This is a genomic window from Bradyrhizobium ganzhouense (genome assembly GCF_049949285.1).
Taxonomy (GTDB): Bacteria; Pseudomonadota; Alphaproteobacteria; order Rhizobiales; family Xanthobacteraceae; genus Bradyrhizobium; species Bradyrhizobium ganzhouense.
Map to the genome: position 1 here is coordinate 1,581,658 of NZ_CP181318.1, position 20,723 is coordinate 1,602,380.

Genomic DNA, 20,723 nt, shown 5'->3' on the forward strand with positions numbered 1-20,723 from the left:
TCAGCCTCCCCGCGCATGCAGCCGCACCGGCAGCGCGCGGAACGTCCTAAGGAACGCGGAGGGCTCCCGGGTCGGCTGCTCGTCCAATGCCAGTGTGGGGAAGCGCGCCTCGATCCGCGGCAGGCTCTCGGCCAACTGCACCCGGGCCAGTTGCGCACCGAGGCAGAAGTGGATGCCGTGGCCGAAGCTCAGCATGATCTTCCCGTCGGTCGACATGCCAGGACTGGTGCCGTAGAACCGCGCGGGATCGAAGCGGTCGGGATCGGCGAAGGCGTCCGGGTCGCGATTGCCGGCCGCGATCAGCACGCGCACGTCCGCGTTCTTCGGGATCACCACGCCGCCCAGTTCGATGTCGCGCTGGGCGATACGCGGAATGGAGCTGAACATGGCGGGCGCGTCGCAGCGCAGGACTTCTTCGACGAATGCCTTCACCCCCACGGCGTCTCCCTGCAGCCAGTGCCGCTGTTCGGGATACGCCAACATCGCCAGGACCGCATGGTCGATGGTCGCAGCCGTGGTGGCGAAGCCGCCCAGCAGCATGCCCCACAGCATGCTGATCAACTCCGCATCCGACAGCGTGTCGGCATCGTCGTCGTGTGCGCCGACCAGCATTGACACGATGTCGTGGCGGGGATCGGTGCGCTTGCGCTGTATGAGGTCGCCGAAGTAGGCCTTTACCCTGGCGCTCGCCGCGTCCGCCGCGGCGAGCTGGGGATCGCTGGCGTGCGGGCTCAGGCCTTCCAGAATGGCGCCGATGCCGGCGGCGAGCCCGAACATGTCCTCCTGGGGCATGCCGAACAGTTCGGCGAAGACCAGCATGGGCAAGGCCAGCGCGAATTCCCGATGCAGGTCCACCGCATCCCCGCGCTCCAGCGCGGGCGCCATGCCGTCCAGTCGCGCTGCGGCGATGCGCGCGATGCTCGGCCGCAGGTTGTCGATCTGGCGTATGGTGAAATCGCGCGAGATCAACCGGCGCAGACGCGTATGCGTCGGTTGGTTCTCCATCCCTAGCGTGGACGCCAGCAGATTGAGCGACAGGCTGGTCGCCGCACGCGGGAAATAGCGCGCCAGTTCGCCCGGCGCCGGTCCCCGAAACGCATCGCCCGTGGCCTCGAGCGCCCAGTAGATGTCGGCGTGGCGGCTCAACAGAAAGAGGCCCGACGCCGCGCAATGCACCGGATCGTGCTCGCGCAACCACCGCATGAACGGATAGGGGTCGCAGATGCACGCCGGCGACGCCAGTTCGGCGAAGGCGTCCTGGCATGCTGCCGTGGTGTCTGGCACGTCCATCTTGTTACCTGTTGGCTGACTGATCTGACCGGCGCGCGCCAGGCGCGCTGGAAAATTGCGGAGAAGATCGCGATCCGCGGCGGCGTCCGCGCATCACCAGAGCACCGGGAACTCCTCGAACCCGCCAGTGATGATCTCCTTGCGCAACTTCAGTTCTTCGGGCGCCACAGCCAGGCGCAGCGCGGGAAAGCGCTGGAAGATCGAACCGAACACCAATTTGAGTTCGAGCCTCGCCAGCGCCACGCCGATGCACTGGTGCGGCCCGTGGGAGAACGCCAGGTGCGGCTTCCCGTCGCGTCCGATGTCGAAGATTTCCGGGTCGTCGAAATGGCGCGGATCGAACGACGTCGCCGGCAGACCGACCAGCACCTTGCTCTCCGCGGGAATATGCACGCCCGCGATGGTCACGTCGGTCCTCGGATAGCGCATGATGCCGTCCCAGCCCGCGCCCGGCGGGTACATGCGCAGGATTTCCTCCACCGCCTTATCCAGCAGGGATGGATCGCCGACCAGGCGTTCGCGCTGTTGCGGATGGCGGAGCATGGCCAGCAGGCCGAATTCGATCTGCGCGACGGTGCTCTCGTGCCCCGCCACCAGCATGCCCGCCGCCAGGCCGATCGCCTCTTCCTCGGTCGCCTTGCCCTGGTCGACCGCTGCAAGCAGATCCGTCAGTAGATTGTCGCCCGGATCCTGGCGCTTGTCCCGCATCTTGCCGCGAATGTAGGCGCGCAGTTCGTCCCAGGCCAGGCGCGACGCGCTGCGCGGGCCGCTTTCATGCTGGTGCGTCATCACCTCGTCGGACAGCCCGGCGAAAAAGACGTGATCCTCGTAGAGCACGCCCATCAGCGCGCTGATGACCATGGCCGGAAGCGGAAAGGAGAGGTGGCGCCGCAGGTTGGCGGGCTGGGGCTGGGCCGCCAGCGTCTCGAACAAGTGCGCGGCGATCGCTTCGGCCTGCTGCGTTAGCAGCTTCATCCTGCGGTTGCCGAAGGCCGGCGCCACGATCGCGCGTAACCGGGCATGCTCGCCCCCCTCGTGCGAGACCAGCCATCCCGGCGAACCGAGAATCACCGAATCCGGGGTGAATGCCGCCGGCGGCATTCCCGCGGGCCGGAACGCCGCGTCGGACAGTACCGCCTTGACCTCGTCGTAGCCTGTCACCCACCAGCCTTCGTGCCCGGACGGGAAGCGCACGCGGTGGATCGGACCGTTGGCGCTTAGCGCCAACATCTCGGGCGAGGGCTCGATGTGATCGACGCGCCACATCGGCAGCGTCGGCAAGGGTTGTTCGGACATCAAGGGTTGTTCGGACATGGTGGCACTTCACTCTCTCAGCGATCGAAGGGCGGAAGGTGACCGGCAGGCGCTGCGGGCAGCGAATGACGTAGGACGGCATGTCGACGACGTCCTCCGCGGCGATGCTCAGCGCCAGATCCTCCGCGAACAGCGCGGGGAAGGCGCATCGCAATTCCAGGCGTGCTAGCCGCGGCGCCCAGGCAGACATGCGGCCCCTAGCCGAACAACAAATGCGGGTTGTGCCGCCGGATGACATCGAACCTGTCGGCATCGCCATAGATCGACTGACCGTAGGGATTGGTGAAGGAGGTTCGACCGAACCCGCCACCGACGTGTCCGCCAATATAGCCTCCGGACCAGTCCCACACCGCCGGTGGCAGTTTCACGCCTGGCTCAAGGTCTGCCGCTTTGGTTGCATCGCTCGCGACGGGCGCAATTGTTGTGGCTTCCAAAAGAAGAACTCCAGATCGCATCCAACACTTCCCTGCATTTTTTCGGTCCACAACCGAGCGCCAAGTCATTGCCACTGCAAACCGTCGGAACGGACCAGACGCGAACAGCGACGCGCGCCGTGTCCGTCCCGAAGACCATCGCACTGCGATTGGTGATGATGCCGTGAACAGAGCAAATCGCGTGCCGAAGTGAATTCGCAGGCTCATCAGGCACTTCGTAGCGGCGCGTCGTGTCAGGTTTCCGGCATTGAGTCTCAATGCCGACAACCGGCGCAGCAAGTGTCCGACAAAGGCCTGCTCTTGCGGAATATGCGCGAGCATGTCGTCGAATACTTTCAAGGCGGCGGTCACGCGTCAGATCGATGGTCTGTCGAGATTGCCGAGAACAGAGCAACTGTCATGCCGGGGCGAAAATGCTGATACTCCAAGGATGAGCGTTACGGATGAGCATCGAATCGACGGCAATGGACGCAAAGCTGACAATCGTGTGCGATTGCGCACATTCTCAGTGCTAGTTCGATCAGTTGGGATGACTCGGAGGCAGCACACCGCGGGCTGCTTGTAGGTCCTGGAAACGGCATGACGCGAGCGCCCGCGTGCTGCATTTGAAAGGTGCTCGACCCGATTAGCTCGCATATTGCTGGGTTGTCCTTCAGACTGGTCGCTCGGAGATTTGACCGTGTTCATCCGTATCTGGCCGGTGACACAATGTCCGCAACTCAACCTTTGAACCTCGGGGCTCGCACCGGCGAGGCGCACCCTTCGTCGCCATCGAAGCATTCACTGCACAAATGCTCTGGTGGCACACCAATTGCTAATTAGGTCCCAGATCCCTGACCGGTCAGGTGTTCCGGTCCAAGCTCCAGTCGCGACTATCAACCATGACCAATAGCTTGAGATGGCAGCCCATCTGCGCAAGCGCTTTCGCGCAAAGGGTAAGGCGAACAGGCATCGTCAACGTCATCGACCGCTGAGCTGAAGGAGTCGATTATCAAAGGTTCGAGATTCGGCCGTCCCATCAGGCTCAACGGTTTCTCGATTTGAAAAGCTTCATGATCCGCTGGCGTCGCCGCGTCGGCTGATGAGAATCCTCGGCCCGATTGTTGAGAGATTTGTGCCAGCGATGTTCGACGTGAACGCCCATCATCGCCCTCGTCGCGCCCTACGAACGGAGCTTGTCAGCGATCATCACGCGCGGCGGGTGCCGGCGGATTTAAAGAGCTTCGTCATGAGCCGCTGCGCAGCGCGCGAGTCTCTTCGGCTTTGGATCAAGACGTCGAGAACGACGCCATTCTGGTCGACAGCGCGCCAGAGCCAATGTTGTTCGCGCGATCGAGATAACGAATTCGTCCAGATGCCATGCCGCCGCGAGTGGGAGTGCGCCGGTGGATCCCGATGGGAGAACGCCTTGCCGGATTTACGTCCCCACTGGCGCACGGTAGGTCACGCCAATGCCACGCGCCGCCAGCGTTTCCTCGACCATGCGAAAGCTTAAGGAAAGCCGGAAATACAACCAGACGGCATAGCTGATCACTTCCGATGGGAAACGATGCGCCGATAAAGAGGGCCCCGTGCGGTCGGCATGCCGGTCGCCAACCCCTTGGCCGTTCCAATTCGTTGACTTGACGGTGCCCCAGAATCTGAAGAGACGCAAAATTGGCCTTTCATTCGGCACCGGTTGAACCACGCCCAATTCCGGTTTTTGTCTCAAAAGTGGAGATGCGATATGATTTCGAGTCACCCAGTCGATGTGGTTGGCGGTAGCGACGAACTCATCGAGCAGGCGCTGCGAGCCGCGATGGGGAGTGCTCTGAGTCCGGAGTCGCCGACTCACTTGCGGGAAGCGCTAGAAGCGGCAGTGTTTCCAGGTGGCGCCCGGATGCGCCCCAGGCTCTGCTTGAAAGTCTTCAATGCATCCGGCGCAAGCCATCCGGAGCTGGCTGCAAGAGCTGCGGCAGCAATCGAATTGCTGCACTGTGCCTCGTTGGTCCATGACGACCTGCCTTGCTTCGATAACGCCGCGCTGCGCCGCGGCAAACCGACGGTGCACCGGCTATTCGGAGAGCCGACCGCCGTTCTGGCCGGCGATGCCTTGATCGTGACGGCTTTCAAACACCTCAGCCGGCAGGCTGCGCGGGCACCTGAGTTGGTCGCGCGCATGATCGAGGTGGTCGCGGAGGCGGTCGGGCCCAGTCATGGGCTGATCGCCGGACAGTCGATGGAGGCCATGACGCACGTCCCAATCGACCGCTATCACCATTACAAGACCGGCTCCCTCTTTGTGGCGGCGGCCACGTGCGGCGCCCTGACAGGTGGCGCTGACCCGGCCCCATGGGCGAAGGTGGGGGAACTGCTCGGGCATGCGTACCAGATCGCCGACGACATCGCAGACACGGTCGGCCGCGCCGAGGTGCTTGGCAAATTGCGTGCCGTGGACACGCAACTGAATCGACCCAATATCGTTCGCAGCCAAGGGTTGGATAGCGCAGCCGCCAAATTTTACGCCTATCTCGAACAGATAAGTGATACCATTCCTGCCAGCCCTCACAAAGGGTCCCTCGTTGACTGGCTGAACCAGGCGCTTTGCAAGGGCGTAGCGGGCCCGGGAAAAGCCGGACTGATCCAACAAGCGGCGCTGGAATGCGTCCAACCTTTATGAGAAATGAATTACAGCAAGGAAATCTGGTCGTTGGCTCCGTCATGGCTGGATGCGATCGACATCGAGGCTGGATTTCTGATCGCCGTGCTGAAGTCTCACGGGAAAAGCTAGAGGGCAGACGCTCATTGCTCGTGCAGAAGCGCGGCTCGCGACATTCGGCTGCGTCAAAGGCAATCTCCTGGTGGTCGAAATCCAACTCAGCCTTGCGCGCACAACTCGTGCCCGAGGATATCGCCCGCGTTCTGCCGCGTCCGAAGGGCGCTACGGGGGATAGCGCCACGCAATTTGAACTCGCTATCATCCTGACCGGTCATTGCGTGGGCTGCCTTTGCCAGACAGGGCCGCGTCCAGGGCCTTCTAGAGGGCGATCGGACGGCAAGCGGCCCGGCCCGGCAATGGCAGAGGTGCGGCTATTTTCCGCCGGCGCTCACGCGCCTTTGCATCGCGAAACAAAATAGCCGCACCTCTGCCATCCTCCGCTTCGCTGCGGCCCGTCGGCTGACGCCTCCGGGTTCTGGTCCGTTCCGCCCGCCGTCTGGTGATCGCCACGAAGGCCGCGATGGGCGCGGCCGAACGGCAAAGGACCCTAAGCCATGATGACCGAACACGACGACAGCCAGTTCGAACCGCCGCACGGCTCATCACCGACCGATCATATCCTCAACGAGCTTCAGCTCTATGGCCATCGTCCCTTTCACGACGAGCCTGACCCAAGGCCGCTCCCGGAAGCCAAGGCCATCACAGGCGCGATCGCCGACATCTTTGATGCGCTCGTGGCGACCCTGAGCGACACACGGCTTGAACCCGACCTCGAAGATCTCCTCTGGTCGACCGTCAATCTCTTCCATCGCGCCACGGGCCGCATCGAGCGCGAACTCGACGACAACGAAAAAGCCCAGCAAAAGAGCCAGCGCGAGCAGAATGGATCGGAGGTGCGATCGGTCGAACTGGAAAGGCTCACGGCCGAAGGCGTCACTTTGATCGAACGCCGCAACGCCATGGAGCTGTTCCGCGATCTGGCGACTGAGCAATTCGAGCTTCATACCGGTTCGCCCTGGCGCCCCCGTTCCGGGTCACTCGTCAATCATCGCACGCTCACCTCTGCGATGATCGACAGCCGCGATTTCCTGGCTGCCAAACGTCGCGCGGACACCGAGGCGTTGCTGCCGTCGGGACCCAAGATCGCGCTCACCGGTGGACTCGATTTTAACGACGTCGCCCTGATCTGGGACCGCCTCGACAAGGCCCATGCCAAGCACCGGAACATGGTGCTGCTCCACGGTGGCTCGCCGAAGGGCGCCGAGCTGATCGCCGCAAAATGGGCGACGAACCGCAAGGTTCCCCAGGTCGCCTTCAAGCCGGACTGGACCAAGCACGGTAAGGCAGCTCCGTTCAAGCGCAACGACGCCATGCTTGCAGTGCTGCCGATCGGTCTCATGCACTTTCCGGGCACCGGGATACAGGACAACCTTGCCGACAAGGCCAGGAAGCTCGGCATTCCCGTCTGGAAGTTCGGCGGCGCGTAAGCGCCGTCGCCCATCGGCTGCATCTTCGTCGAGGACCAAGTTCGCCAAGCAGATCAGTGCAAATTCTCTGATGCGACCGTATAGCGCTCGAGCAAAAGCTTCGGTTCTCTTGTCCGCTTCGACGGACGAGGCCACGCACTCGCACAGCGGCCCATTCTGCGCTATTATTCTCGTCGCGCCGTGGTGGTGGTGGAAGGCGCGAGCGTCATGTGTTTTGTCGCGGAGCCACCACCATGCTTATCATCGCACTCGCCCTCAATGTGCTTGGCATCGGCCTGTTCTGCTGGCTGGGTCTCATCCTTGCTGTCTACGCGCTGCCATATTTCGTTGCGCTTTCCGCAGGATTGTCGGCTGTTCACGTTGGGGCAAGCATTGCCTCCGCCGCTCTGGTCGCGATTCTTGCCGGCGCCGTGACCGTTCTCATCGGTCAAACCGCCTTGATCTGGGCTCGATCCACCTTCGTGCGCGCGGTGATTGCCGCAGCTTTCACCGTCCCGGCGGCTGTCGCGGGCTATCACCTCGCTCATGGCCTGTCGCAAATCGCGATGCCATCCTCACTTTGGCAGGATATCTTCAGCTGGATGGGCGCTTTTGCCATCGCCGGCATGGCGTGGAGACGGATAACCAGCTTTGCGGAGCCTCCGGCATTGGGCGAGGCTTTGCTGGAGGAACATCAGTAGCCCCTCTCGGCCGAGACGCGAAAGGAATGAGCCTTGGGTCTCGACGCTGAGGCTGCTCAGTTCCAAGCGCTGGCTGGATCGACGAGCTTGAGCGAGAAATAGTCGCGGCGTTCTCGAAGGCTTTGGCACCCGGCACCTGACCTCCCGGCGGAAGGCACCAGCCAGGGGCATCTCATCGCCGATGGTTCACGGCAAACGCGATCGCCCTTTCTTCGCTTTTGTTTCCAACTCTACGCCTGAGCGCAGCGACCTCTTGTGCAGCCCAACCGAGCGGCGCCACAACTTCTTCCGGGGATGCTGTTCAGCGCACGGACCACCTGGCCTCTTGATGGCTCGATCTGGCCGAAGAGCGGCTGCGCCTCGATCGCCTGAACGCAACGCCAGCGGCTCGACTTTCTTCCCCTGGGCTACGCCCATTCCTCGCGAGGCAAGAAAGTCGCCCCGCTGGCGTCCTCCGCTGCGCTGCGGCCCGCGGGCGGGTGCGTCGTCGATCGTCTTCGGCCTGTAGATCGCCATCGAGGCCGCGGTGGTCGCGGCTCGAAACTAGCTAAGGAGAAGTAACATGGCTACCATCGGTTCTTTCAAGAAGATCGGCAGCGACTTCCAGGGCGAGATCGTCACCCTCAGCCTCCAGACCAAGGGCGTCCGCATCGTGCCCGAGGCCAACCGCACCAACGAGAACGCCCCGAGCCACCGCGTCTTCGTCGGCCGGGCCGAGATCGGGGCCGCCTGGTCGAAGCGCTCCGAGGAGGGCCGCGACTATCTCTCGCTCAAGCTCGACGACCCCTCGTTCAACGCACCGATCTACGCGAACCTGTTCAACGACGAGGACGGCGACGGCTTCAGCCTAATCTGGTCGCGGCCCCGTAAGCACGGCGACTGAGGTCGCCAAAAAGCCCCGCCCGGTCCGCCGGGCGGTGCTTCTCAATTCGAGGCAACTGCTCGTTCGGATGCATTGCGGCCTGGTCGAGCCGCTCGGCTCCCCACCGGCTATTCAGTCTGCCGCGCGTCTCTTGTTGGCACCCGTGCCAGACGGCCGGGTCAAAAGGTCCGCCGCCTCAACTCCTAAACTGCGCGCAAGTCGATCGACGACGACGATGGCCCGCCGCTTAGCTGTGGCGTGTATGCATTTGAATTCTTTGGACGGTCTTTCGCTTCGCCGCATATCGGCACGAGGAGATCCAGACGACCAGCATGAGGCACGCGGCATGGCCTTCCCAGAAGCCCCCGTAAATTAGGGGAGGAGCACCGCCGGTTCTAAGGACCTTAGAATTGTTCAGTTATTTCAATATCCTGCACGATAGATTACCTTGCGCAATATCTTGACATTTGCAAGGTTTTCTATCATACAGGATTCATGAGAATGGAACCGGAACGCCAGGAGGATCGAGCGACTTTGCTTCTCCGGACGCGGGGCATGATGCGCCTTTCCGAATTCCTCAACGAAGGTATCACGGCAGCAACCATTTCCCGGATGGAGCGAAAGGGGGCACTCAATCAACTTGCTCGCGGCCTCTACCAGCTCCCTGACGCGCTCCTGGACGGCAATCACACGCTCGCCGTCGCCGCGAAACTCGTTCCTATTGGAGTCATTTGTTATGACTCTGCACTCGCCTTTCATGAACTGACAGACCGTATCCCGCGCTCTGTGTGGATGGCGATCGGCCCGCGTGATTGGCGGCCCAACATTACACGTCCTCGTATTGAAATCATGCGCTTCGGTCGCAAGGAGTTCGACTTGGGCGTTGAGCATCACACCATCGAAGGTGTTTCAGTGCCGATCTACACCCCGGCAAAAACCATCGTCGATCTGTTCAAGAGTGGCCAGCGCCAAAAGGCATTCTATAACGCATCCGCAGGCGTCACGCATGCCACGCAAGCGATGAAAGACGCTCTTCGACGGCACAAGGCGACACCTTCTGAAATCGCAAAATACGCCGTCGATGCGGGCATATGGCAAAAAATCGTTCAACCGCGTCTTGAGACACTAACAATCGATGCGTAAGCCGCTGAAGAACGTCGGAGCTTCCATCCGCGCCCGCCTCCTCAACCTTTCGAAAGAACGCAACGAGCCGTACGACCTTCTGCTTACACAATACGCGCTTGAAAGGTTGCTCTACCGGCTCAGCATCAGCAAGTACAAGGAACAATTTGCACTCAAAGGTGCGATGTTGCTGCGCTACTGGCTCCATGATCCGCATCGGCCAACCCGCGATCTCGACCTGCTCGGCTTCGGCGAGAGTGACCCACAACTGACGCGTGGCTTCTTCAAGGAAATTTGTGAAACTCAAGCTGTCGACGGCGTGACGTTCGATACCGGCAGCCTTGAAGTCGATACGGTCCGCGATGAGTCAGGCTATGGTGGGCTGCGCCTCAAATGCTACGCGACGATCGACGGGGCGCGTTTGCGCATCGTTATCGATATCGGCTATGGCGACGCTACCGAACCTGGACTGAATGAGATCGAACTGCTGACACTGCTCGATCAGCCAGCCCCGAAGCTGCGCGCCTATCCACCCGAAACCGTCATCGCCGAGAAGTTTCAAGCAATGGTGCATCTCGGGTTGGCAAATACGCGCCTGAAGGATTTCTACGATATCTGGGTGCTGGCCCGAACCTATGAATTCAAGGATGACCGCCTTCCACGCGCAATCAAAGCGACCTTCACGCGGCGTAAGACCAAGATCCCCGAAGACCGGCCGGATGCTCTCACGAAGGCTTTCACCGACGACGCGACCAAGGTTCAGCAATGGAACGCGTTCGTTCAGGACGTCGCTATCGATCCTGGACCGCTTGCCGATGTTGTCACCGCGCTTGCCATTTTCCTGATGCCGCATGCAGAAAAGGCGCGGAAATTGAAGGACGATTGATGGAGCTCTCATGGTTGCCCGGATCAAAATAACCGGCATCAACAGCAATCTGTTCAAAACCGCGCTCCACTGGCAGTGGCCTCGCAGTCTTGCAGCGCGAAGCTGCTCGCGTTCTTCGACAAGCCGCAGCCCTTCCCGCATGACTTCGCTGGCGGTGGCGTATCGGCCGCTAGCGACGAGATCTTTGATGAAGTTGTCGTAGTGCTTGCCGCCGATGTAGCTGGTGGCCACATGGTCCTCCTATGCTCATAGCCGGGTCATCTCATCGTGGCTGGCTCACCGTGTTCGCCCTTTCTCCGCTTTTGTTTCCAACTCTACGCCTGAGCGCAGCGACCTCTTGTGCAGCCCAACCGAGCGGCGCCACAACTTCTTCCGGGGATGCTGTTCAGCGCACGGACCACCTGGCCTCTTGATGGCTCGATCTGGCCGAAGAGCGGCTGCGCCTCGATCGCCTGAACGCAACGCCAGCGGCTCGACTTTCTTCCCCTGGGCTACGCCCATTCCTCGCGAGGCAAGAAAGTCGCCCCGCTGGCGTCCTCCGCTGCGCTGCGGCCCGCAGGCGGGTGCGTCGTCGATCGTCTTCGGCCTGTAGATCGCCATCGAGGCCGCGGTGGTCGCGGCTCGAAACTAGCTAAGGAGAAGTAACATGGCTACCATCGGTTCTTTCAAGAAGATCGGCAGCGACTTCCAGGGCGAGATCGTCACCCTCAGCCTCCAGACCAAGGGCGTCCGCATCGTGCCCGAGGCCAACCGCACCAACGAGAACGCCCCGAGCCACCGCGTCTTCGTCGGCCGGGCCGAGATCGGGGCCGCCTGGTCGAAGCGCTCCGAGGAGGGCCGCGACTATCTCTCGCTCAAGCTCGACGACCCCTCGTTCAACGCGCCGATCTACGCGAACCTGTTCAACGACGAGGACGGCGACGGCTTCAGCCTGATCTGGTCGCGGCCCCGTAAGCACGACGACTGAGGTCGCCAAAAAGCCCCGCCCGGTCCGCCGGACGGGGCTTCTCTCTCAGGTGCGCATCAATGCATTGTTGAGGCCACTGCCCTTCGGCGCCTCGCACTGGTCGCCTTTCGCGGCATACGTCGTCGGGATTTTGGCTATCGTCGCAGTTGGCTCCAGCGGGAATCTATTCAGCGCACGGAGGGGTAGCCACGCCCAGTGTGCGATGGCTGCCTTTCAATTCGACTGGATCGAAGCATCCAGGGAAACGTCCATAGCTGGACCGCGAACGCATCATGCCTTCCTGCCAGTTTTTAATCCAGACCTCCCCTTATGTTCTGGTCACGGTCGATCTTGAAGAAGGACCCCGCATGAACGCGCGCCTACGTTGCGATGGACAAGACCCTGCATCGGCTCCCTCGTTGTCTGTCGATTTGAGGTGCATGACGAAAACTGGATGTTTCCGATTTTCGTTCTGTCTTAGCGTCAACGCCGGCTGTCGATACAACGTCCATCTGGGGAGCCCTGCGATTCCATTCCGCATGGGATCGAAAACTTGATTCCGAAATTCTCGGTTGTCGACGCGAGCAGAAACTCACGCAGTACAGCTCGGTCAGAATCATTCAAGCCAGAACCGCTTGCCGCATCCTCGTTGATTCAACATTGCTGCATCGAACTGCGGCTCGAATCATTTGGTAGTTGGAAGATGCTTGTCCCAGCAATGGACTTATTCGCCGAGTCCAGATTATCGATGCCAGTTGCCACCACCGAGACACGGACGAAACCCTGCAGGCGTTCATCGAAAGTGGCGCCGACGATGATGTTGGCGTCCGGGTCGGCCCCTTCGCGAATGCGGCTAGCAGCTTCGTCGACCTCGAATAACGTCAGGTCCTTGCCGCCGGTGATTGAGATTATGAGGCCACTGGCGCGCTTGATCGAGGGATCCTCGATCAATGGATTGGAGATCGCGGCCATAGCGGCGGTGAGCACGCGCTTCTCGCCAGAAGCCTCACCCCGGCCCATCATGGCTTTGCCTTTCTCGCGCATGACGGAGAGAACGTCGGCAAAATCGAGATTGATCAGACCTTCTTTGACTATAAGGTCGCTGATGCAGGCCACACCCGAATAGAGCACTTGATCGGCGATGGCGAAGGCATCGTTAAATGTGGTCTTCTCGTTGGCCACTCGGACCAGATTCTGGTTTGGGATGATCAGCAGGGTGTCAACCGCGTTCAGCAGTTCCGCAATGCCCGCTTCAGCAACGCGCATACGGCGCTGGCCCTCGAAGTCGAAGGGCTTGCTGACGACGCCGATGGTGAGAATGCCAAGGTCACGCGCGATCCTGGCTATAACAGGCGCCGCCCCAGTTCCCGTACCGCCGCCCATGCCAGCGGTAACGAACACCATGTTTGCGCCGGTCAAATGATCCTGGATCGCATGAACTGCCTCTTCGGCCGCGGCGCACCCTACTTTGGAGTTCGAGCCGGCGCCAAGGCCTTCGGTCACCTTTGTGCCTAACTGGATGAGGCGCTTGGCCTTGGACATGCTGAGTGCTTGTGCGTCGGTATTGGCGACGACGAAGTCGACGCCTTCCAGCCCGGCCGCGATCATGTTGTTGACGGCATTGCCTCCGGCGCCACCGACTCCAAACACAATAATACGCGCTTTCATCTCGCGAATGTCGCTGATGTCGGTCACTTTTACCTCACGATTTCTTCGGCACGTTGGAACAGCGGACCCGGATTGTTACCGACGAACCTTGCGGTCTGTCTCTACCAGGATCGCAGCTCGCAGCTAGATATCCTAGTCGACGTGCGGCCTGTCCGTGGCTGTCGATCGAGGCGCCAACTCGGTCACCGGTCCGTAGAGCCGCTACCTCGTCCTCAAGCCGCGCTGTCGCCTCTCTAGCGGCATGGTCTTTGCGGTCGCCTGCAGCACATCAACCATCAGGCGTTCGGCGCGCTCGCGTTTGCGCTCCAAATCCGCGCCGTAACCGGCCGCCCTTGCGTCGAGCTGCACAATTTCCGTCTGCGACGCCTCAATGTTTTCCACTAATGGGACAATGTCGCCCGCGCGACGACCACCTCGTGGGCAGGGAGTATGCCTGACTTCAGCGAGATCAACGCTCACTAGCGCTTTGCTATTATCCGAAAGCGAGCGCGGCAATCTGAGTCGCTTGGCAACCGATCGGGCGGCCTCAGGTGAGATTTTCGGCCGGGCACCAAGTGCGACATATGTCTGGGCCTCAATGGGCATCGACTGTTCTCCTAGAACGAACCGGGAGGCAATCGGCTGTTAACCGAAAAGTAACCGCAAGGTAGGCTGCGTTGGTTAACAAGTCGTTAACAGCTCCGGCGAAGAAACAGGTCGCGTATCCATGCGGACTGACTTTTCAAAGCGGGTGTTCCGCAACGAGTCGTGATCTGATCAAAAGGCTATTGCGGACCATTTTCGCGTACCTTCTTTCCGCGGCTGGGTTTCATGTTTCGCCAGTGATGCGTCGTTCCAAGCCGAGCGGCACGATCCAGCCGCCTGCGCGGTCGTACCGGGCAAATTCATCAGGATGTACCGCAGCCAGGCGATTGCGCACGGCGTTTGGGTCTTCGTCGATGGCTGCGCGAATGAGATCGCGCTCGATCCCGACAAAGACCGGCCGGAGGTTGAGGCGAGCGAGCGCTTCCTGGTCGACGGGGGTGACATCGGCGTCGGTGACTGGTCCCGCGCGGGTAACGATGCCGCCGACAAGCCCTCCGATGGCGCCTGTCTTTTCCACTTCCCTTACCGCGGCGGCGTCGAGCAGTGCTCGCGCGTGTGCGAGATCGTCCTGGAGCCTTCGGGCAAAAGGTTGATGCGTGAGACGATGGAGAACGCCCGCCAATTCGGCATGTCCGAGCGGTTTGATCAAGTTGGCGACATGCAGCCGAAGAAGGCCGATGAAGAGCGCGTTTTTCTCTTCGGAAGCGATGGGCTCGCCTTCATCGACGGGATCGCGGACCGAGAGATGGACATCGGCTGGACCAGCTACAGCCATTCCCCAGCGCGTTGCGATCGCGATGCGCATCAACGTGACTTTGCGGCCTTGGGCGGTGACATCGATCCGTGCAGCTTGCGTCCATGCGCGATCCAGGGCCTTCGCGGGTCCTCCCACATCATGGCAGCCTTTCGCCTCGGCGACCGTCAGGGAGGATAGGTCAGAGGCGCAGGCGATCCAATCGGGCAGGTCGCCGCGAGAAAGGCGCTTGACCTTGAGCTGCCTGCGGCGGTCCAGGTCGATGGTTCGGCTACCGAGATGCGCAAAGATCGAAAGATTGAAGTGTCGCTCGAGATAGGCGCGGGCGACGAAGCGTCCAAACAGGCCTGAGAGCGCGACTTTGACTTCGCGCGCCTGCCCAAGTGGCTCCCTGAAGATGAAAGGCGTTCCCGCGCCGGTCGGCGCCAGCAGCGCGTCGAGAATAGACCACGCGCCATAGGCGGCGCCGGGTGTCTGCAGCACCTCCCGAATGCCGGCATCCTCGATATCGGAGACTTCAAGGTCGACGGTCGGGCCGGCGATGGGGCTCTCCGCCGCAGGATCGAAGCTATGAAGGAATGTCCGTGTCAAAGCGCCAGCGCTCGTTTGAGATCATCGTGCTCGAAAGCGCTGGCCATGCGATTGATCTCGGCCGCGCGGGTGCCGACTGCTTTGGCCGTGTCGCGCCAGGTCGCGGTCGCTGTCGCGACTTCCTTAATGATCGCGCGGGCCTGCGGCAGCGTAAGCCCAAAATATTCCGACGCGGCCTCAAGCAGGTCGAGCGAGCAGGTGCCTTCGTCGAGGTCGATGTTCGTCGTCAGCACCCGCGCCTTCACATCGGTAGGCACGGGATTGAGATCGTAAGCCGGAGAGAGCGACCATCCCGCCTTTCCCAACCACAGGAAACCGTGGTTGCGCAGATGATCATCGACATTGGAGATCAGCACATTGAAGACGACGCGCCTGTAGAGGGCATGGGCGTCCGTCTTTCCTTGCGCACCATGTTGCGAGAGAGCGTCGACAATCTCCGGGTAGCTGCCGCGCTCGCCGTCTTTGGCGCCCATCATCGCCATGGCGGACAGGAACGGGATGCGGACGGCGTCATTGCGATCGAAGCGGCGCGACAGCATGACGGCCTTGCCGGCCACCTCGATCAGTTCGTGTTGTGGGGTGGCGATGCCGGCCTTGCTGGCGAGCCGCAGCGCAATCTCCTCCCAGGTCTCCATGCTGTAGTCGTCGGTCTCCTTTGGAAACTTGGCGATCGAGAGATTGCCGTGTTGATCGATGACCGAGGCCTTCGGCCGCCCGCCACCGAGGGAGGAGCCGGGCGCGAAGATGAGCTGAAGATCTTCGTCCGTTTCCTCGTCGCGGAGAATGCGCTCGGTGATCTGGAGCAGCCGCCCGAGTTCGATGAGGGCCGGTACACCAGCGCGGGTCGGCGTCTGGAAAGTTTCGTCGCCGACCCAGCGGAAGCGAAGTGCGCCAAGTCGCGTTTCGTCGGCAACGCCCAGCAAATAGTCGCTTTCTGCAAGCGTGCGAACAGCGCGGCCTTCGCGGTCGGCGAGGCGGCGTTCGGCGCGCTGCATGAGGCGGCGGCCCCAGGTGTCAGGCGCGGAGTCGCCAATGGAGCCGAAAGTCGCCAGTCCGGCAGGAGGAGCAAAGGCGCCGCGCGTCAGGGCGAGGGCGGGTTCCAGCGAGAACCGGTCCGAGTCATTAAGCCATGCGCCATCGTACTCGAAGAGGATGGTCTCCGAGCCTCGAGCACGGTTGCTCCTCGCCAGTCCGATGCGGCGCGTGCGGCCGCCGAGATCGATATGCACCTCGAAGTCAGCCATCACGTGAGGCCCCGGTCTTGCGTTTGAGGTGGATATGTTTGGGCAGCTCGGCGCTGGCGAGCGCTTGGCCGACGCTGTCGTTGCTGATGTCGGCGAGCTTGATCAGGCCGTCGAGCAGGCCGAGCGCCTGGAGAACGCCGGCATAGATGCCGATGCTGACGTTGGTATCGCCGGCTTCGACTCTCTGCAGCGTCGAGCGGGACGTGAAGGCGCGCTCGGCGACGACGGCCATCGGCAGCCGCCGACGCCGCCGGGCATCGTGGATGTCCGCGCCGAGCTTGCGCAGGGCCCGCCGAACGGCGGCAGGGGGATTGTGAGGGGTAGGCATTTGTGGCCTTCATACTACATAATTGACGAATATGTAGCACGAAGATTACAAATTTTCTAGCCCATTAGGGTCGGTACCTCAGTATGGGGGACGGCTAAGCATTCACCCGAGCCCCCAGAATGCGCGCAAGACCCCGCACAGTGAGGCGGCGATCGAAGCTTATGCGGCGAGCGTCGCCGCCAAGTTATCTTGCAGAATCTGGTGGTCGAACCGGAGTTGGACAGAGAAGGGCGGCCACGGGTATTCAGACGGCTTGCCCGGCTTCTCAGAGTGAAGCGGAAGGAGATCAACAAGACCGAGCCGAGCCGCTGCATCATCGACACTGCGAATGTTCCGCACGAAAGCAGCCTAGACGAGAATGTCACGCCGGAAAATGTGGATCCCGCCGATCAGTTCGAGGCCTTCAAGAAGCTGGCGGAAGAGCGCGGTTTTGGTGCGGAAGAATTGCCGCCCGCTTCGGCATGACGTCGCATGTTGTCCTGCGGCTCGGCGCGGTCTCTCCGAAACTGATGCAGGTCTATCGCGATGGCGATCTGACCCTTGAACATCATCGAAACCGTTTTGGGCGAAGAACATCGCAAACCGGAAAGCATCTTTGATTTCGTGCAAGTCATTACCCACTTGCCCGCGGCAGGCTTCATCGGGATGCGCGCCTCGAACTGGAGGGCAAAGCAAAGCGCTTGATGGAACGGGCCATTTGATGACATGAGCCGCGCAGTCGGGAACGTTCGCGCGGCCTCGCTTCCAAGGCCCAATGCATCGCCGCCAATCCGGCAAGCCGGATCGGCGGCGGCGACGCGTATCCACGTCCGGCGCGCTCGTCGGGCCTCCAGCCCGGCTGTCGCGAGAGTCATGGGTTCGATGACTTAAAATGATTTTGCCGACCCGATCATTTCCGTTTAGCCGGCTTTGATCGGTCGCTTCGCGCGTCTTCGTCAGGAACTACCAATTCAACGTGACTGACACCTAACGTGCTGGCGAGCTCAAAAAGGGTTACGACAGTTGGGTTACGGCGGCCGCGCTCCAGGTCACTGATATATTGCTGAGTGAAGCCGGACATTTCGGCGAATTTCTCCTGCGTGAAGCGCTTCTGCTTCCGCAGTCTTGCGAAATTCCGGCCGACCAGCTTGCGCATGTCCATCGGCGCAAGTTGCGTTTTTACATACTATGAGGTTTATCTCCTATAGTATGTATTTCGAGCGGCTCGCTGGTCGGCTAGGTCCCAATGAGGCTAAAATGAGACGTCGGGACAATCTCGGCCTTCTAGGGAGATTAGAATCATTCGCTGTTTGTTGGGGTGGTCATGACAAAACCGCAGCTAGATCCTGACGTCGCGGATGTCGCGCCGAACGAGGCAACGCTGACCGCCTATGACGAACAGCATGTTGTCACGTACATTCGCCTTTTGCAGGCGGAAGGTCAGGGAGCGGACTGGCGGGAGGTTGCTCGAATCGTCTTGCACATCGACCCGGAGCGAGAGCCGGACCGTGCGCGGACTGCATATCAGAGTCATCTTGCGCGCGCAAAATGGGTGACCGAGCAGGGGCGTCTCTTACGCGGCGCCGGCTCAAAATAGAAGAAAATCGCCAGCTAACTTTTGTGGCCAAAACAATTTTCTCCCGCTAACCGGTGGTCATTCTCATGCACCACGTGGTGCCAAACTAGAGGCTTCCTACAACCGCTTCGTTCATAACTATTGCGCCGCAATCTTTGTTGGCTGCATGCAATGGGACGGAAGCAATGCCTGAATTCGACTGGCGATCGCCGGATTCGTTTAAGAGCCTGGAGAACGCTGAGATCACTCACATCGCCTGGGAAGGCCTGCGTATGAACGTGGACTACCAACGCGACTACAAAGCAATGGTTGCGAGCAGCCCCGATGGCGAAGTGACCGAGGAATTCAGGAGGAGATGGGGCATCTGCTTTCGCCCATGATCCGCAAAAGTCCTCCAAAGAGCAGGCGATCTTTTGGACACCTGAGGTTCTGGCGTCCGTCGTCCCGGTGACAAGTGCGCCGGCGGTTTCTCGCAAGTCAGCGCCTCCGCCACTGCTCGACTTCAGTGCCGGACAGGTGTGCCGCGCCGCCGACGGGTGGCACGTGGTGCTGCACATCGGGTCGGTGGAGCATCGCATCTGGTCAAAACAGCCGCTGACTGCAGGCACTTACTATGCGGCTGAGATGCCGCTTGACCGCGACTTCGAAGCGCGCGCGCACGCTGCCACGCGGCTATGGCGCGCGATGAATGGACGCGCGCCAGGACCTGCCTTCCGTCGCTTGTCAAATCAGCGGCGCGAACGATTATGCGCAGCCCTTCGAGCAGTCGCCGCGTATCTCGCGGGCGCGACCTATCGCAGCATCGCAGAGGCTCTGTTCGGCGAAAAGCGCATCCCCGATCGTGCCTGGAAAACGCACGATCTGCGCAGCCGAACAATCCGCCTCGTACAAAGCGGCCTTGCGCTCGTGCGCGGAGGCTATCGCAAACTTCTGCGGCCCGGGCGCAGGGACGTGTAGCGCTGCCCTTCAGGGGGTGCCGAAAATCGGCCTCCCAATATTCGGCATCCCCCTTCGCAGACCTTCTCCGCGATCGTGACCGTCGACGCGCCGCCGTTCGCACCGGCGCTCCAGATGGTCACGGAGCTTCTCACATGTCCGATCCGAACGCCGATCCGCCGCCTCGATACCTCCGTACATCCGAAGCCGCACGCTTTTTAAGTTTGTCTGGCCGCACGCTGGAGAAACACCGCACGTATGGCACCGGTCCCGAATATCACAAGATCGGCGGGCGCGTGGTCTATTCGGTTGCGGACCTGATGGCGTGGGCCAAACTGGGCAAAAAGAAATCGACGTCCGATCCCGGCAAGGGGACCGTGCTGCCTGCCAAGAAGCATCCGACCCTGCGCCCGTATGCGGGCCAGGAACGCCGCTGATCGTCCGGAAAGAGCACTGGCGATGCGACGCAAGCACTTATCCGAACGCGATCAACTGGAACTGTTTCGGGCGCTGCCTGGCGATCTCGCGCCGCGCGATGCGCAGGATCTGATGGCGTATCCGTTCTTTTCGCTCGCAAAGACGAAGCGCGTTGTGCCGATCGATTTTCGTGCGGGGGCAATCTCCATACGTGTCGAGGCCGTACTGGAACATGGCATGGCGACAATCTGGGATGCAGATGTCCTGATCTGGGCCGCCTCGCAGATTGTGGAAGCGCGGGACGCGGGGTTGAAGACCTCTCGCCTGATGGCCGCCACCCCGTACGAAATTCTGACGTTCGCAGGCCGCGGCACCAGCTCGCGCGACTACAACCGCCTGAAGGCCGGCCTTGACAGGCTGCAGTCAACGACCGTGTTGACGTCGATCCGCCAGATTGCGGAACGACGGCGGCATCGCTTCTCCTGGATCAACGAATGGAAGGAGACGGCTGACGCAAACGGGCGCCCGTTCGGGCTCGAACTGATCCTGCCCGATTGGTTCTATTCCGGCGTGATCGATGACGCGCTCGTGCTCACGATTGATCGCGAGTATTTCGATCTGACGGGCGGACTTGAGCGCTGGCTCTACCGTCTCGTGCGCAAGCATGGCGGCCGACAGCAGGGTGGCTGGAGTTTTGATCTTGTGCATCTCCATGCCAAGTCCGGCAGTCTCTCGCCACTCAAGCATTTTGCCTACGACGTGCGCCAGATCGTCGAGCGTCAGGCATTGCCTGGCTACCAACTCGTGCTCACGCGCGATCTCGACGGCGCCGAGCGGTTGAAGTTCGCGCCCGCGCCGATCAATCCATTCACCGAGAGACTTCGCAGGCGCGGGCTCCTTCCGAAATCGGGAGGCAACCTGTGAAT

General features: G+C 61.3%; 22 protein-coding genes and 3 pseudogenes. 14 read left to right on the plus strand and 11 right to left on the minus strand.

The annotated features are described in order from the left end of the window. The 4 genes and pseudogenes from ACLFLU_RS07410 to ACLFLU_RS07425 form a co-directional block, all read right to left on the minus strand. Complete coding sequence (locus ACLFLU_RS07410) at positions 1–1,290, minus strand: cytochrome P450 (RefSeq protein WP_426411640.1); 1,290 nt, start codon at positions 1,288–1,290, stop codon at positions 1–3. A 93-nt stretch (positions 1,291–1,383) separates the two neighbouring features. Continuing rightward, a complete protein-coding gene (locus ACLFLU_RS07415) occupies positions 1,384–2,586 on the minus strand; it encodes a cytochrome P450 (protein ID WP_426413922.1) in 1,203 nt (400 codons plus the stop codon). Positions 2,587–2,801: 215 nt separating this feature from the next. Beyond that, entirely contained in the window at positions 2,802–3,389 is a 588-nt protein-coding gene (locus ACLFLU_RS07420; protein WP_426411641.1) for a hypothetical protein, read from the minus strand. A gap of 685 nt (positions 3,390–4,074) precedes the next feature. Then, positions 4,075–4,622 (minus strand): annotated as a pseudogene (locus tag ACLFLU_RS07425) (IS6 family transposase); the annotation flags it as partial. A 142-nt stretch (positions 4,623–4,764) separates the two neighbouring features. Between ACLFLU_RS07425 and ACLFLU_RS07430 the strand changes: the two are divergent. The 6 genes from ACLFLU_RS07430 to ACLFLU_RS07455 all read left to right on the plus strand — a co-directional run bounded on the left by ACLFLU_RS07430 (position 4,765) and on the right by ACLFLU_RS07455 (position 10,773). Then, positions 4,765–5,697 (plus strand): polyprenyl synthetase family protein, encoded by a 933-nt coding sequence (locus tag ACLFLU_RS07430; protein ID WP_426411642.1) that lies wholly within the window; start codon positions 4,765–4,767, stop codon positions 5,695–5,697. Between the two features lie 596 nt (positions 5,698–6,293). After that, on the plus strand, positions 6,294–7,223 hold the full coding sequence (locus ACLFLU_RS07435) for a DUF2493 domain-containing protein (RefSeq protein WP_426413923.1): 930 nt from the start codon (positions 6,294–6,296) through the stop codon (positions 7,221–7,223). A gap of 233 nt (positions 7,224–7,456) precedes the next feature. After that, positions 7,457–7,903 (plus strand): hypothetical protein, encoded by a 447-nt coding sequence (locus ACLFLU_RS07440; RefSeq protein ID WP_426411643.1) that lies wholly within the window; start codon positions 7,457–7,459, stop codon positions 7,901–7,903. Positions 7,904–8,465: 562 nt separating this feature from the next. Beyond that, positions 8,466–8,786, plus strand: coding sequence for a DUF736 domain-containing protein (locus tag ACLFLU_RS07445; protein ID WP_426411644.1), 321 nt, complete (start codon positions 8,466–8,468; stop codon positions 8,784–8,786). A 534-nt stretch (positions 8,787–9,320) separates the two neighbouring features. After that, on the plus strand, positions 9,321–9,908 hold the full coding sequence (locus tag ACLFLU_RS07450) for a type IV toxin-antitoxin system AbiEi family antitoxin domain-containing protein (RefSeq protein WP_426411645.1): 588 nt from the start codon (positions 9,321–9,323) through the stop codon (positions 9,906–9,908). Further along, positions 9,901–10,773, plus strand: coding sequence for a nucleotidyl transferase AbiEii/AbiGii toxin family protein (locus ACLFLU_RS07455; protein ID WP_426411646.1), 873 nt, complete (start codon positions 9,901–9,903; stop codon positions 10,771–10,773). Before ACLFLU_RS07450 ends, ACLFLU_RS07455 begins: the two co-directional genes overlap by 8 nt. 147 nt (positions 10,774–10,920) lie before the next feature. Here ACLFLU_RS07455 and ACLFLU_RS07460 read toward each other — a convergent pair. Beyond that, a pseudogene (locus ACLFLU_RS07460) lies at positions 10,921–11,004 on the minus strand (type II toxin-antitoxin system ParD family antitoxin); the annotation flags it as partial. A gap of 415 nt (positions 11,005–11,419) precedes the next feature. On the opposite strand from ACLFLU_RS07460, the gene ACLFLU_RS07465 reads away from it, so the two are divergent. Continuing rightward, complete coding sequence (locus tag ACLFLU_RS07465; RefSeq protein WP_426411647.1) at positions 11,420–11,740, plus strand: DUF736 domain-containing protein; 321 nt, start codon at positions 11,420–11,422, stop codon at positions 11,738–11,740. A gap of 633 nt (positions 11,741–12,373) precedes the next feature. Here the strand turns inward: ACLFLU_RS07465 and ftsZ are convergent. The 5 genes from ftsZ to ACLFLU_RS07490 all read right to left on the minus strand — a co-directional run bounded on the left by ftsZ (position 12,374) and on the right by ACLFLU_RS07490 (position 16,889). Further along, positions 12,374–13,387, minus strand: coding sequence for a cell division protein FtsZ (gene ftsZ, locus ACLFLU_RS07470; protein ID WP_426413924.1), 1,014 nt, complete (start codon positions 13,385–13,387; stop codon positions 12,374–12,376). A gap of 201 nt (positions 13,388–13,588) precedes the next feature. After that, positions 13,589–13,972: a hypothetical protein gene (locus ACLFLU_RS07475; RefSeq protein ID WP_426411648.1), complete on the minus strand. Its 384-nt coding sequence runs from the start codon at positions 13,970–13,972 to the stop codon at positions 13,589–13,591. A gap of 223 nt (positions 13,973–14,195) precedes the next feature. Beyond that, positions 14,196–15,317: a hypothetical protein gene (locus tag ACLFLU_RS07480; protein WP_426411649.1), complete on the minus strand. Its 1,122-nt coding sequence runs from the start codon at positions 15,315–15,317 to the stop codon at positions 14,196–14,198. Then, on the minus strand, positions 15,314–16,561 hold the full coding sequence (locus ACLFLU_RS07485) for a type II toxin-antitoxin system HipA family toxin (RefSeq protein WP_426411650.1): 1,248 nt from the start codon (positions 16,559–16,561) through the stop codon (positions 15,314–15,316). The genes ACLFLU_RS07480 and ACLFLU_RS07485 overlap by 4 nt, the downstream gene beginning before the upstream one ends. Further along, a complete protein-coding gene (locus tag ACLFLU_RS07490) occupies positions 16,554–16,889 on the minus strand; it encodes a helix-turn-helix domain-containing protein (RefSeq protein ID WP_027545516.1) in 336 nt (111 codons plus the stop codon). The genes ACLFLU_RS07485 and ACLFLU_RS07490 overlap by 8 nt, the downstream gene beginning before the upstream one ends. A 189-nt stretch (positions 16,890–17,078) precedes the next feature. Here ACLFLU_RS07490 and ACLFLU_RS07495 point away from each other — a divergent pair, with 189 nt between their 5' ends. Both ACLFLU_RS07495 and ACLFLU_RS07500 read left to right on the plus strand, forming a co-directional pair. Next, positions 17,079–17,354, plus strand: a complete 276-nt coding sequence (locus tag ACLFLU_RS07495; RefSeq protein WP_426411651.1) for a hypothetical protein — start codon at positions 17,079–17,081, stop codon at positions 17,352–17,354. Positions 17,355–17,435: 81 nt separating this feature from the next. Next, a pseudogene (locus ACLFLU_RS07500) lies at positions 17,436–17,590 on the plus strand (DUF932 domain-containing protein); the annotation flags it as partial. A 188-nt stretch (positions 17,591–17,778) separates the two neighbouring features. Here the strand turns inward: ACLFLU_RS07500 and ACLFLU_RS07505 are convergent. Continuing rightward, complete coding sequence (locus ACLFLU_RS07505) at positions 17,779–18,030, minus strand: helix-turn-helix domain-containing protein (RefSeq protein ID WP_027545514.1); 252 nt, start codon at positions 18,028–18,030, stop codon at positions 17,779–17,781. Between the two features lie 162 nt (positions 18,031–18,192). Here ACLFLU_RS07505 and ACLFLU_RS07510 point away from each other — a divergent pair, with 162 nt between their 5' ends. From ACLFLU_RS07510 to ACLFLU_RS07530, 5 genes are all read left to right on the plus strand, one after another. Next, positions 18,193–18,465: a DUF2285 domain-containing protein gene (locus ACLFLU_RS07510; protein WP_375865366.1), complete on the plus strand. Its 273-nt coding sequence runs from the start codon at positions 18,193–18,195 to the stop codon at positions 18,463–18,465. Between the two features lie 164 nt (positions 18,466–18,629). Beyond that, complete coding sequence (locus tag ACLFLU_RS07515) at positions 18,630–18,824, plus strand: transcriptional regulator domain-containing protein (RefSeq protein ID WP_426411652.1); 195 nt, start codon at positions 18,630–18,632, stop codon at positions 18,822–18,824. 163 nt (positions 18,825–18,987) lie between these two features. Continuing rightward, entirely contained in the window at positions 18,988–19,401 is a 414-nt protein-coding gene (locus ACLFLU_RS07520; RefSeq protein WP_426411653.1) for a DUF2285 domain-containing protein, read from the plus strand. Between the two features lie 134 nt (positions 19,402–19,535). Beyond that, positions 19,536–19,817 carry a helix-turn-helix transcriptional regulator gene (locus ACLFLU_RS07525; RefSeq protein ID WP_200471988.1) on the plus strand — a complete coding sequence of 94 codons (282 nt, stop codon included), beginning with the start codon at positions 19,536–19,538 and terminating at the stop codon, positions 19,815–19,817. Between the two features lie 22 nt (positions 19,818–19,839). Continuing rightward, a complete protein-coding gene (locus tag ACLFLU_RS07530; RefSeq protein ID WP_426413925.1) occupies positions 19,840–20,721 on the plus strand; it encodes a replication initiator protein A in 882 nt (293 codons plus the stop codon). Positions 20,722–20,723: the final 2 nt, after the last annotated feature.

What these genes read in the sequence shown, in the direction of transcription:
- ACLFLU_RS07410 (WP_426411640.1), bottom strand. Translation starts at nt 1,290, where the DNA reads ATGGACGTGCCAGACACCACGGCAGCATGCCAGGACGCCTTCGCCGAA.
- ACLFLU_RS07415 (WP_426413922.1), bottom strand. Translation starts at nt 2,586, where the DNA reads ATGTCCGAACAACCCTTGCCGACGCTGCCGATGTGGCGCGTCGATCAC.
- ACLFLU_RS07430 (WP_426411642.1), top strand. Translation starts at nt 4,765, where the DNA reads ATGATTTCGAGTCACCCAGTCGATGTGGTTGGCGGTAGCGACGAACTC.
- ACLFLU_RS07435 (WP_426413923.1), top strand. Translation starts at nt 6,294, where the DNA reads ATGACCGAACACGACGACAGCCAGTTCGAACCGCCGCACGGCTCATCA.
- ACLFLU_RS07440 (WP_426411643.1), top strand. Translation starts at nt 7,457, where the DNA reads ATGCTTATCATCGCACTCGCCCTCAATGTGCTTGGCATCGGCCTGTTC.
- ACLFLU_RS07445 (WP_426411644.1), top strand. Translation starts at nt 8,466, where the DNA reads ATGGCTACCATCGGTTCTTTCAAGAAGATCGGCAGCGACTTCCAGGGC.
- ACLFLU_RS07450 (WP_426411645.1), top strand. Translation starts at nt 9,321, where the DNA reads ATGATGCGCCTTTCCGAATTCCTCAACGAAGGTATCACGGCAGCAACC.
- ACLFLU_RS07455 (WP_426411646.1), top strand. Translation starts at nt 9,901, where the DNA reads ATGCGTAAGCCGCTGAAGAACGTCGGAGCTTCCATCCGCGCCCGCCTC.
- ACLFLU_RS07465 (WP_426411647.1), top strand. Translation starts at nt 11,420, where the DNA reads ATGGCTACCATCGGTTCTTTCAAGAAGATCGGCAGCGACTTCCAGGGC.
- ftsZ (WP_426413924.1), bottom strand. Translation starts at nt 13,387, where the DNA reads ATGAAAGCGCGTATTATTGTGTTTGGAGTCGGTGGCGCCGGAGGCAAT.
- ACLFLU_RS07475 (WP_426411648.1), bottom strand. Translation starts at nt 13,972, where the DNA reads ATGCCCATTGAGGCCCAGACATATGTCGCACTTGGTGCCCGGCCGAAA.
- ACLFLU_RS07485 (WP_426411650.1), bottom strand. Translation starts at nt 16,561, where the DNA reads ATGGCTGACTTCGAGGTGCATATCGATCTCGGCGGCCGCACGCGCCGC.
- ACLFLU_RS07490 (WP_027545516.1), bottom strand. Translation starts at nt 16,889, where the DNA reads ATGCCTACCCCTCACAATCCCCCTGCCGCCGTTCGGCGGGCCCTGCGC.
- ACLFLU_RS07505 (WP_027545514.1), bottom strand. Translation starts at nt 18,030, where the DNA reads ATGGACATGCGCAAGCTGGTCGGCCGGAATTTCGCAAGACTGCGGAAG.
- ACLFLU_RS07510 (WP_375865366.1), top strand. Translation starts at nt 18,193, where the DNA reads ATGACAAAACCGCAGCTAGATCCTGACGTCGCGGATGTCGCGCCGAAC.
- ACLFLU_RS07515 (WP_426411652.1), top strand. Translation starts at nt 18,630, where the DNA reads ATGCCTGAATTCGACTGGCGATCGCCGGATTCGTTTAAGAGCCTGGAG.
- ACLFLU_RS07525 (WP_200471988.1), top strand. Translation starts at nt 19,536, where the DNA reads ATGTCCGATCCGAACGCCGATCCGCCGCCTCGATACCTCCGTACATCC.
- ACLFLU_RS07530 (WP_426413925.1), top strand. Translation starts at nt 19,840, where the DNA reads ATGCGACGCAAGCACTTATCCGAACGCGATCAACTGGAACTGTTTCGG.